Source organism: Paenibacillus sp. GXUN7292, assembly GCF_050864975.1.
Classification (GTDB): Bacteria; Bacillota; Bacilli; order Paenibacillales; family Paenibacillaceae; genus Pristimantibacillus.
In genome coordinates this window covers 74,882-86,790 of the sequence record NZ_JBOZWO010000011.1, presented here as the reverse complement: position 1 = coordinate 86,790, position 11,909 = coordinate 74,882, and the positions used below count along the sequence as shown (strand labels likewise).

Here is an 11,909-nt window from a genome sequence, read left to right as displayed (position 1 = left end):
TTACAGGGGTTATTTATTCAAGAAAATTGGACTACAACAGCGTCGGAATCCCAAACTGGATCGCAGTAGCATTTCTTTCTATTGCTTGTTGCCCTATCCACAATTAATCGACACCCTCAAGTGAGTCTCTTTCCTTAGTTAATCCTTTAAATTAGTAAAGGTAAAAAAATTCACGATTGAATAGAAAGAATGCCTGTACTTCACCGTTATTACGGATAGACTAGAATTGATACATGTTTATTTTTATCTGAAAAGGTGGTGAGGAGCTGCAATGAAATATGACAGCCGGTTGCTTGAACTGCAGCCTGCAGCGGCTTGGACTGACGCGTTCCCTATAGGGAACGGGCGCCTGGGAGCTATGGTGTTTGGCGGCACAGGCACTGAACGGATACAACTGAATGAAGATTCTGTATGGTATGGCGGCAAAAAAGGAAGCAGCCGCACATTGTCCAGGGAGAAGCTGACAGAAATAAGAAGCTTGCTGCAAGCAGGCCATTTGCGCGAGGCGGAAAAGCAGGCGCTGCTTCATATGACCAATACGCCGCATTACTTTTCCCCCTATCAGCCGCTTGGCGATCTTCTGCTGCAGTTTGAAAACATGGATGCTGTAGAGCAATATAAACGCAGCCTGGATTTGAATGAGGCGGTCGCTTCCGTTGAGTACAATGCTGCAGGTGTACAGTATAAAAGAGAACTATTTGCAAGCGCGGTTCATCAGGCGATCATTATTAAATTAACAGCATCAGCAGAACAAAAGCTTAGTCTAACGGCCAGATTTAGCCGCAGACCCTTCGAAGGAACAATTGCTAATGAGGATGAGCATACGCTCATCATGAAAGGTCAGTGCGGACCGGATGGGATCGAGTATGCAGCTGTGCTAAAGGCTATTGTGGAAGGCGGAACCTGTCAAACATCGGGCAATTATGTGGATATTCAAGGGGCAAGCAGCGTTATGCTTGTCGTAACGGCACAAACATCATTTCGCCAATTAGATCCGCAAAAGCATGCATTGGAAGAAGCCGCCCTCTGCGCCTCTGCTCCCTTCGAACAACTGAAAGCGGCGCACCAGCAAGATTACAAAGCTTTATACGATCGTGTTTCACTGGAAATACCGTATGCCCATAGAGATGAGCTGCAGCAAGCAGCGACCTCTCAGCGGCTTAAAAAATATCAAGCTGGCCATGAAGATAATGGCTTGGAGCTGTTATTTTATCAGTATGGACGGTATTTGCTCATTTCCAGCTCGCGTGATGGCAGCTTGCCGGCAAACCTGCAAGGCATCTGGAATGAAAGCTTTACGCCACCGTGGGAATCAGATTTTCACCTTAACATTAATTTGCAGATGAACTATTGGATTGCAGAAACCGGCAATCTGGCCGAGTGTCATACTCCTTTATTTGATTTAATTGAAAGAATGGCCGCAAACGGAAAAGAAACAGCACGCCATTTGTATGGTGCAAACGGATTTGTTGCCCATTCGGTAACGAATATTTGGGCGGAGACAGATATATTTACGGCCTGGACGCCTGCAATCTTTTGGCCAACGGGCGGCGCGTGGCTGGCGCTTCATATGTGGGAGCATTATCGCTATAACGAAGATATAATGTTCTTGCAAGAGCGTGCTTATCCCGTCTTGAAGGAATCGGCATTATTTTTTGCAGACTTTCTTGTAGAGGACGAGCAAGGCAAGCTTGTTTCGGGACCGTCGGTGTCTCCGGAAAATACTTATATAGCTTCCAGCGGACAGAAAGGCTCGCTTTGTATGGGCCCTTCTATGGACTCGCAAGTCATTTACTGCTTGCTTGATGCAGCAGCTAATGCGGCAGAAAAATTAGATACTGACAGCAGGCTTATTGCACAATGGCGCAATATTCAGTCGCGGCTTCCTAAGCCGCAAATCGGCAAGCATGGTCAGATTATGTAGTGGTCGGAGGACTATGATGAGGCAGAGCCGGGACATCGCCACATTTCTCATCTGTTTGCCTTGCATCCAGGTGAACAAATTATACCTCGGCATATGCCTGAATTGGCCGCTGCTGCTCGAACGACGCTGGAACGCAGATTGTCGTATGGCGGAGGGCATACGGGCTGGAGCCAGGCATGGATTGCTAATTTCTGGGCCAGACTGGGCGATGCGGAAAAAGCCTATTCCAGCATTAGACAATTGCTTGAAAAGGCTGTCCACCCCAACTTATTCGGCGACCACCCTCCTTTCCAGATCGATGCCAATTTTGGAGGAGCCAGCGCCATTCAAGAAATGCTCCTGCAATCCCATGGCGGAGAGCTGCAATTTCTGCCTGCCCTGCCGCAGGCATGGCCTTCAGGGAAAGTGAACGGGCTCCGTGCAAGAGGCGGATTTACGATAGATTTGGAATGGAAGCAAGCAAAATTGCTGCAGGCGCGAATTACAGCTACAGCGACTGGAATTATCTCTATTTTTAGCCTTGAGCGTTTAAAAATCAATAAACCTGAAGCAGCGGTTCAGCTTCATGTTGATGAAAAAAACAATATTTATAGCTTTCAAATGGAGCAAGGCGAGTCTTGCACGATTTCACTTATTTCATAATGATTGTCCGCAAGGATCAACCGCTTCCGCCGTCCTTTGGAGGAGCACGTTGGCCGATTTAGAAAAAGCTTGTCTGCAATTGCACGGTTCTAAAGGTTGTATGTTACAATAATTTTGTTTATTCCGATATAAAGCGAGGAGCGATTAGCCATGTCAAAATTATCCTATCATCGAAGAATACAGCTGTCGTTTCTCGTTTTTATTTTTTTGCCGATTATTGCAGTATCTGTTGGATCTTATATTTTAATTAAGGATTCGATGATCGAAAAGGTCCAGCTTAGCAATGACAACTTTTTGAACGTAATTAATGATGAAATTGCGCGGACCATCGATGATATTTCATTCTCTTCTTTTTATATCGTAAATGATACCCGGTTTAAGGAGTATTTGAGCGATTTTGCCAATACCGAGCGTTTGAACAGTTATAACGACTATCAGATGTATAAACAGATAGAAGATGATTTATCGCTTATTACTTCAAAAACGTTGAACTACAACATTCGTATGTTCCTCGTAAATCGTAAAGACTTTATTATTTCTTCTAATAGCGAAGGCATGAAAAGTGTACAGCTCAATTTGAAAGCCCTGCTCCAAAAGGTGGATACAAAGCAGCTGGAGTCGTTGCAGTGGCTTGGCTTGTTTACAGACGCCACATCCGGGAAGAGCGATTATTTCATTGCAAGAGTGATCCCTTATTTGAACCAAAAAGATCCTGCATCTATTTTATTAATTAGTATTTCTGACAGTTATTTTGAAGGCTTACTAAAGCCTGTGCAGTTCGGACAGGCCGCATTATTTGATTCTGAAGGCAAAATTATACTAAATAAAAGTGATATTAATTTCGAAAAAACGGATAAGAAAAATGACAATCTGCGCTCTGAAATCATTTTGGACAAAACTGGCTGGAAGCTTGTTTACGAAACGACACAAGAAGCATTAACTGGTCAAATTTCCCGTACTTTCTATACGGCGATTGCAGGTATAATCGGATTGTTTTTTGTATTCTCCGTCTTCTCCATGTATATTGCCAAGAAGCTGTATACTCCGATTCAAAAGCTGCAGCGGGTTGTGCGGCAATTCGGTATGGGGAATTTAGATATGCGCCTGGATGTAAAAGGTGAGGATGATATTGCGGAGACGAGCAAATCAATAAATACGATGCTGGATCAGCTGCAAAAGCTAATCGCAGATATTGAACAGGAACAAGAACAGAAAAAAGTAATGGAGCTGGAAGCACTATTTATGCAAATCCGGCCTCATTTTCTTATAAATACGCTTAATTCAATTAAATTCAGTCTTATGCTGCAAAAGGATCAGCTGCACTCAGGCGTTATTGACTCCTTAATGAATTTGCTTCGCGCATACTTGAAAGTCAGCGAGCCTGTTACGCTGCAGGAAGAGTGCAGATTGCTTCGCCACTATGCCGATATTATGCAAATTCGCAATGAAATGCAAATTGATTTGCAATTTCAGCTGGATCGTTCCACCGAGCGGCTAATTATTCCAAAGCTTGTTCTTCAGCCCGTTGTAGAAAATGCAATCGTGCACGGTTTGGTTGATGTGCCTGATCCAAAAATTATTGTTCGCGCCAGCTGGGACAAGCAGGATGTTGTCATCGTGATTGAGGATAATGGCGAAGGGATGGAACAAGAGCAGCTCGATTCACTTAATCACCTTTTGCAGAATGATGATCCGGAGAAATACTCATCCTATGAAAGAGTTGGGCTTATTAATGTCGTGCGAAGGTTAAGGCTTACATTCGATCAATCCGTTTCATTAACCTTGCAGTCGCTTGATACAGGCGGAACTGCAGCTATTATTCGCATACCGATTCAAGAAAGTGAATTACTTGTATCAGGGGAGGCAGCTAAGTTATGATGCATAAAGTGATGATTATTGACGATGATGTGCCTGTGCTAAAGGTGCTGGAGCAAATGATTAACTGGGAAGAATTGAATTTGCAACTAATCGGAACAAGCTACTCCAGTACAAAGGCTATGCATTTGTTTCAAGAGATGTCACCGGACATTATCATTACGGACATTGGCTTGCCGAAGAAAAACGGAATTGAGCTTGCCGAAATGTTTATTAAGCAGAAGCCGGGTGTCCGAATTATTTTCCTAACCTGTCACGAGGATTTTCATTACGCCCAGCAAGCAGTTAAGCTTGATGCCGATGATTATTTAATTAAAGATCAATTGACGGAAGAACAGCTCAAGGAAAGTTTGCTGAAGTCGATACGATTTTTAGCCCCTAAAGATCAAACCGGGCTGGAGAAAATGTCGAATTATAATAATGATTTGTATAAGCAAGGGCTGTTCCAACGAATAATAGATGGAGTGCGCACTGAAGAAATTTTGGTGCATGCCAAACAATTGGGCATCAAATGGGAATACCCCGACTTTATGATTGCTGAGGCGAATATGGTTTACGCTACTTTTGATGAATTTTACGAAAAAAAGGACATCCTTTCCATTTTATATGCTGTATATAATATTGCAGTAGAGCTTTCTGATTCCTATGAAGGAATTACTGTTTTTTTGGAGCAGGAGAATAAGAATATTGTTATTATTTATAACTTCCGCCCAAATTTAGCGCATAATACGGAGCAGCATCTACAGTACTTTATGAAAAATCTGTATGATCGCTGCGTCCAGTTTTTGAAAATCCGGTTGCGTATCCTCATCTTTACAGATCGGACAGATCTTCAAACTCTGCGGGCTATTTATTTGCAGACTGATAAGGAGCTGAATCTGTTTTACGAGCCGGAGGATGTTATTGTTACAAGCCGAAAGCAGTTTAGCCGGATCGTTTTTTCATCGAGGACCGAACAGTTTCTTGACAACTATAAAGCGCAAATTGAACGCACATTGGTAAAAAGCGATAAGGAAGGCATTGCTTCGGTACTGCAAGAAATATTGAGCACAGCGAAGGACAGAATCGAGCCGCATGCTTTTATAAGCAGCGCTGCTTTTTTACTAAGGGAGCTTGAAATGGCATTTGCCGGACGAAGCGACGAGGATTGCTACTATTATATGGGCATCGCAAAAAACGCAGATGATGTGTTAGATCTGATGAAGCGGCGTTTGAATGAGCTTTTGTTGAATCGGGGCGAGCGTACAGCCTCCGTGATTCAAGAGCCGAAACTGCAAGTGATTCAAAATTATATCGATGAGCATTTGTCTGAAAATATTACTTCCATAGATATGGCGTATTATCTATATTTGAATCCAAGCTACTTTTCCCGTTATTTTAAAAGATTGACCGGCATTAATTTTACTGACTATGTCCACCAATACAAAATGGAGATCGCTTCAAAAATATTAAAAACCTCAAATCAGACTTTAGAATCGGTGTCCATGATGCTTGGTTATTCGGATAGACCATACTTTTCTAAAGTGTTCAAAAAATATGTCGGCATGACGCCCAGCGATTACAAGCTGAAGCATGGCCTTGGCAATAGCGGCAGTAAAAAATGATTGCTGCAAACGTCTACCGTAAAGCATCAATATAAGGAAAAGAGATCTAGCAGATCAGCTGCTAAACCACGAAGGTGTCTTTTATATGGGCCATCAACACGTATTCTATAATTAACTGACAAAATTGCTCTAACGGATGTCAGCGATGCTATTTCGATTATTTTAGCTCATTTGAGCTTTTAACGGTTGCCACGAGCGCTATTGTGCCATTTCCCGAGAAAAATCAGTGTTTTTTTGGAATTAAGCACAATAGCAACCGTTAAAAAATTCAAGCTGTCATTTTTGCACGAATAGCGTTTGTGGCAACCCTTAGAAGTTAATCATTGCTCGGTAGCCGATTACATCCAGCAAAATTCCTCGCGAATTCGTTCCTTTACCAAGTAAAACGATATTCCCCTGAGCCTGCCAGCATGGAAACCCCATTCTCCACTTGTTCAACTGAACTTATTCCTTCGGTCTGCTGCAGCGGAATTTCCGATTCCATCGTTTTATCGCTATCGGCTCCCGGAAGAACAATTGTGGCAGTCGTGTTAGGCGGGATCACAACGAGCAGCTCCATAGCACCGTCCTCTGCTCTGCTCCACTTGGAGCGTATGCTTCCGTACATCGTATTCAGGCTGCCGTCAGCCCAGCTTAATTGATCTCCTGGCTGCGGACGGACAAAAATATGCTTGTAGCCTGCTTTCTCCTCATCCGTATCTATTCCTGCAACGCAGCGATACATCCAATCCCCAATAGCGCCATATGCATAGTGATTGTAGGAATTCATATCTTTGCTCCAGAAGCTGCCATCCTCTCTGATGCCGTCCCAGTGCTCCCAAATCGTTGTAGCACCTTTGGTCACCTGATACAGCCACGATGGATAATCCTGTTGGAATAGCAGCCGATACGCTGTGTTCAGCTGGCCATGATCGCTTAGCACATGATTCAAATAAGGTGTTCCTACAAAGCCGGTTGTAAGATGGAACTTGCTTTCCTCCATCAGCTCCATCAGCTTAGCGACTGCCCGCTCCTTCGCTTTCCCTTGCAGCAAGCCGAACATGAGCGCCAGTACTTGTGCAGTCTGCGTAGATACAGATAAACGCCCGGCAGGTGTTACGAATTCCTCCGTATATGCCGCCACAATGTCAGCATACAGCTTGGCATAATACTCGGCATCCTCTGTTTTGCCAAGCACAGCCGCTGTTTTTTGCAGCAATGAAGTGGAGTAAGCATAAAAAGCTGTTGCTATATAATCCCTGTCTGTCGCGCCAACATAAGAATCCGGCTTGGCATCGAGCCCTAGCCAATCACCAAAGTGAAAGCCTGTATTCCACAAAAATGGATTGTCCCCCTGCTGTTGAATATAGGAGACCCAAGCTTTCATACTGCTGTACTGCTCCTCTAAAATTCTTTGGTCGCCATATGCCATGTACAGCGTCCATGGAACAATAACAGCTGCATCCCCCCAAGCCGATGAAGAGTGCGACTCCTTGCTGAGCACATTCGGAATTACAAACGGGACTCCTCCATTTTCTAGCTGGTCGGCCGCAAGATCCCGGCTCCATTTTGTAAAGAAAGGCGCTACATTGTACAGATAGGTTGCCGTCCGAATGAACATCTGAGCATCGCCTGTCCAGCCTAACCGTTCGTCGCGCTGCGGACAATCCGTCGGCACATCGAGAAAATTGCCCTTCAGCCCCCACTCAATATTATGCTGCAGCTGATTAATGAGCGGATCTGAGCACTCAAATGTTCCTATAGCAGGCATATCAGAATGCAGAACGATTCCCGTGAAATCACCAAGTTGCACACCAGCATCGAAACCGATTAGTCTAATATACCGAAAACCTTGAAATGTAAAGCGCGGCTCATAGGTTTCCACATCTGCACCCTTTAATGTATAACAAATCGTTACCTTGGCACTGCGCATATTTTCCATATAGAAGTTTCCATCGTTGTCCAGTACCTCCGCATGATGGATTTCTATTGTCGAACCAGCATCTCCGCGAACCCTAAACCGCACCCAGCCTACCATATTTTGACCAAAGTCTATAACTGTCTCGCCTTTAGGCGTTTGAATAAGCGCGATCGGCTTAATCTCCCCGGTTTTGCGAACCGGCTCATTCTCCTGCGCCACAAGCTGGCTAAGCCCGCGTTCAACACGGACAGCCTGCTGCCAAGCACTGTCATGGAAGCCAGCCTCGCTCCAGCCAGGCTGCTCCAATCTTGCATCATACGTTTCGCCATGGTAAATCTCTGACATTAATACCGGACTTGCGGAAGCCAACCATTGCTCATCCGTTGCTATTGTTTCGACACTGCCGTCTTCATACCAAATATGCATTTGTAGCAGCAATGCGATTTGGCTGCCGTAAATATCTTTCTGATCCTGCCAGCCCAAATTGCCGCTGTACCAGCCTTTCCCCAGCATGGCGCCAATAGCATTTTCTCCTTCTTGCAGCATGCTCGTCACATCATAGGTCTGCACCTGCAAACGGTGATTATAACTCGTCCAGCCTGGCGTAAAATAACTGTCTCCTACACGAGCGCCATTAAGCTCTAGCTCATACAACCCTAGCGCAGTGGTATAAATACGCGCCTGGCGAATGTCAGCCTTCAGTTCGAAGCTTTTGCGCAGCAACGGCGATTGCTCAGCATCTTCAGCAATTACTTCTGCGGGAGCGCCAATCCAATGCGCTGACCAATCGGAGGTATGAAGCAGCCCTGTTTCCCAGAAAGCAGCCGCCGACCAATCCGAGCTATCTCCTTTATTGCTCCAGCTTTTTACCCTGTAGTAGTACCGCGTGCTCGAAGCAATTTGCACATCAACAATTTCTACATGGGTCGATTGATCGGACTCCACTTTTCCAGAGCTCCAAATAATCCGGCTAAACTCCGCGTCCGCAGCGACTTCGATTTCGTAGGCGGTTTGCAGCACTGCTCTCTCATCCGTTTTCAGCTTCCAGCTAATTCGCGGGCGGCGTACGTCTATCCCTATCGGATTGACCTTATATTCACAGCGTAAATCTACCACTTCAAGCATTGATTAGCACTCCTCTCTATTGCCAACATTTAGTTCTATAATAAGGGAGCAGCTGTTATAATATATTAGATAAATCAGACATTTTAGTATGGCAATTACGACATTATTCATCATGTAAATATAGAGGTGAATCGGTATGAGTCATTCCATTACTACTTTAAAGAGCCAGCCGATGTTTCGGAATGGGCCACAAATATATATCAATCGCGCTATTGAAGATTTTAACCTTCCTTTACACGATCATGAGTTTATCGAGTTTGCCTATGTTGCAGAAGGCGGCGGTTTCCATCATATTAATAACGAGGTTTACCGTGTTCACAAAGGCGATCTTTGTTACATCCCAATAGGTGTGCCCCATGTATTTCGGCCTGCAACTACCAACATAAGCAAACACCCTCTAATTGTGTACAATTGCGTGCTCAGCTTGGATCTTTTGTTTAAACTAGCTTCAGCCTGTTCAAATAACAGCACCCGTTCATTTATTGAATCTTTATCAAGCAGCGGCACCCTTCCTTTCTCTATTTCGGATCAAAATGAAGCCATTGAAAAAATATTTTTTGCGCTGCACAGAGAATACTCCATACAGCAGGAGGATTCTGATGATTTCTTACAGGCTCTAGTACTCCAGCTGCTCCTTGTTATAAAACGGATAAAAGAAAAGAAAAATTATCGCCCTCCTAGTGATAAGCTTACTCTGTTCGATCAGCTGCTAAGCTATGTCGATCAGCATTTTCATGAAGATTTAAAGCTCTCTGAGCTTGCCAAAATAAGCATGTGGAGCGAGCGTCATCTTCAAAGATTATTTCAGCGGCATACAGAGCAGAACTTCAGCCGTTATTTGCAGTCGTTGCGCATACAAAAAAGCCAAGAGCTTCTTAGAAGCACTCAGCTTAAAGTTTCAGCTATTGCAGAAATGGTCGGCTACAAAGATTTCGGCTACTTTTTAACTGTATTTAAACGCATCGTTGGAACGACGCCTAGTCAATATCGGCAATCACTAGATTAAGCCTTCAATACAGCTAAGACGACAAACTGCCGCTGACTAGGTTCGTTCTCCTATGTACGGAGAGCAGCAAGCCCAGCAATGCCATATTAGCCACAAACCCGGCAGCGCCAAAAGAAATTAGCGGAAGAGGCAAGGACATGGCCTGCATAACACCGATATTCGACAATACGTAAATGATAATCTGCCCTGCGAGGGCAAGACAAACTGCGAAAGATACAAGAAAACCGTATGCGTGCTTCTGCTTCAATACCGAAATTAGCAATCTAGCTATGAAGATAAGCAGAATCGATACTAACGCTATCCCTGGAATAAGTCCCAGCTTCGCAATGATATACGTTAGCGATAAATCCGTGGACCAAGCCGGCAATATACGATCAAGCGTTAAATGATCAGCATAACCGCTAAGCGCCGCCTCCCCCATTGGCTGTGAAGAAGCAAACAACTTCCTAACTGTCGCAAGTTGATACCCAGATCCAGCTGTGTCGCTGCTGTCAAAAAATGATTGGATTCTTGCAAAATGATAGGCTGACATGTTAAAGAATGAAAGCAGCAGTACAAGCGATGCCGGAGCATAGGCGATAAGAAGGCTTGGCAGCCGCTTGCCTCCAAAATACCCTTTTGTGATCGCAACAGTCATTATTATTAAACAACAGCTCGTGAACAGCGCAAAGGAAGAAAAGGATGGCGCCATTAAAAACATAACCCCTGCTGCGGCATAGCACAAGCTGCTGTACAAAATGCCGGCATAACCTTTATTTCTAAAGCTGTAGACTAAACCGGCAAATGCGGGAATCAACACTAAGGAAGCGTAAGTGATGAAGGTGTATGAACCATTAATTTTCGTTGTTGAAACGAGCCAGCCGGCAATCGTCATGGCAAATAAAATAAAGAAGACAAGCCTTGCATGGCGCCCAAGCCACGTATAATCAAAAAAATACAAAAGCGCAAAGGCAGCTATACCAATCGGCGCGTACATAAGAAAATGCAAAAACATACCCTCACTGTAAGGCTCGCTGATTTGCGAAAAAAAGTATTGAATCACACCGCTAACTACGACGAATAATGCGGCAATAATTAGAATCGACCATTCCGTCTTAGGCCGATGCGTCTTATCAAGCTGCCTGCCGACCACGTATGGATCGCCCATTTGCTGAACAGCCTTTAAGGTTGCCGCTTCCTCCTCCATCCCTTGCGATATGTATTCACTCTTTTGATCCTCAATATGATCCGTCAATTCCCTTCGTATACTTCTATGAATGCCCTTATAGCGTATCTCCTTGCACACCTCTTCTAAAAAAGAAGCAACGTAGTTCCTGCTAGATGATTGCACAATTCGCCCCTCCCAGCACTTGATTTACAATTGAAGTATACGTCGTCCATTGCGCCTTTTGCTCTGCAAACAATTGCTTGCCCTGCTTAGTAATGCGATAGTATTTGCGCGGTCTGGCGCTGTCTTCCGCCTGCTCATATGACTCTATCATCCCTTGCTGCTCCAAATTATGAAGTATCGGATACAGCGTCCCTGCTTTTAGCGTAAAAGCACTTTCTGAGCGGCGCTCCAATTCGCTGATCATTTGATAGCCATACATATCGCTGCTGTCAAGAAGCTTTAAAATAAGCAATGTTGTGCTTCCGCTCATCAAACTTTTATCAATTTTCATTTCATCCCGTCCTCCTTATATATCGATCATCTATATAACATTGTATATAGATGATCGATATATGTCAATAAATAATATATAGTTCGTCGATATATGTCCGCATGGCATTCGCTTGCCTGCCAAGCTTTCGTCCAACTATAATGAAAATAATCTTTCTATAATGAAACTATCT

7 protein-coding genes and 1 pseudogene are annotated in these 11,909 nt (G+C 44.2%); 5 read left to right on the top strand and 3 right to left on the bottom strand.

Annotation, left to right across the window (positions count from 1 at the left end):
• Positions 1-271: 271 nt before the first annotated feature.
• The 4 genes and pseudogenes from ACRRU2_RS11660 to ACRRU2_RS11645 all read left to right on the top strand — a co-directional run.
• Positions 272-2,251, top strand: a pseudogene (locus tag ACRRU2_RS11660) (glycoside hydrolase family 95 protein); the annotation flags it as partial.
• 6 nt (positions 2,252-2,257) lie between these two features.
• Positions 2,258-2,566 carry a glycoside hydrolase family 95-like protein gene (locus tag ACRRU2_RS11655; protein WP_432501846.1) on the top strand — a complete coding sequence of 103 codons (309 nt, stop codon included), beginning with the start codon at positions 2,258-2,260 and terminating at the stop codon, positions 2,564-2,566.
• Between the two features lie 150 nt (positions 2,567-2,716).
• Positions 2,717-4,444 carry a sensor histidine kinase gene (locus tag ACRRU2_RS11650; protein ID WP_432501727.1) on the top strand — a complete coding sequence of 576 codons (1,728 nt, stop codon included), beginning with the start codon at positions 2,717-2,719 and terminating at the stop codon, positions 4,442-4,444.
• Positions 4,441-6,045 carry a response regulator transcription factor gene (locus tag ACRRU2_RS11645; RefSeq protein ID WP_432501724.1) on the top strand — a complete coding sequence of 535 codons (1,605 nt, stop codon included), beginning with the start codon at positions 4,441-4,443 and terminating at the stop codon, positions 6,043-6,045. The genes ACRRU2_RS11650 and ACRRU2_RS11645 overlap by 4 nt, the downstream gene beginning before the upstream one ends.
• A gap of 373 nt (positions 6,046-6,418) precedes the next feature.
• On the opposite strand, the gene ACRRU2_RS11640 is transcribed toward ACRRU2_RS11645, so the two are convergent.
• On the bottom strand, positions 6,419-9,070 hold the full coding sequence (locus ACRRU2_RS11640; RefSeq protein WP_432501722.1) for a family 78 glycoside hydrolase catalytic domain: 2,652 nt from the start codon (positions 9,068-9,070) through the stop codon (positions 6,419-6,421).
• A gap of 136 nt (positions 9,071-9,206) precedes the next feature.
• Here ACRRU2_RS11640 and ACRRU2_RS11635 point away from each other — a divergent pair, with 136 nt between their 5' ends.
• Positions 9,207-10,076 (top strand): helix-turn-helix domain-containing protein, encoded by an 870-nt coding sequence (locus ACRRU2_RS11635; RefSeq protein WP_432501719.1) that lies wholly within the window; start codon positions 9,207-9,209, stop codon positions 10,074-10,076.
• Positions 10,077-10,089: 13 nt separating this feature from the next.
• On the opposite strand, the gene ACRRU2_RS11630 is transcribed toward ACRRU2_RS11635, so the two are convergent.
• Together ACRRU2_RS11630 and ACRRU2_RS11625 are read right to left on the bottom strand one after the other, a co-directional pair.
• Complete coding sequence (locus ACRRU2_RS11630) at positions 10,090-11,406, bottom strand: FtsW/RodA/SpoVE family cell cycle protein (RefSeq protein ID WP_331700567.1); 1,317 nt, start codon at positions 11,404-11,406, stop codon at positions 10,090-10,092.
• Positions 11,393-11,737, bottom strand: coding sequence for a PadR family transcriptional regulator (locus ACRRU2_RS11625; protein WP_331700566.1), 345 nt, complete (start codon positions 11,735-11,737; stop codon positions 11,393-11,395). The genes ACRRU2_RS11630 and ACRRU2_RS11625 overlap by 14 nt, the downstream gene beginning before the upstream one ends.
• Positions 11,738-11,909 lie beyond the last annotated feature (172 nt).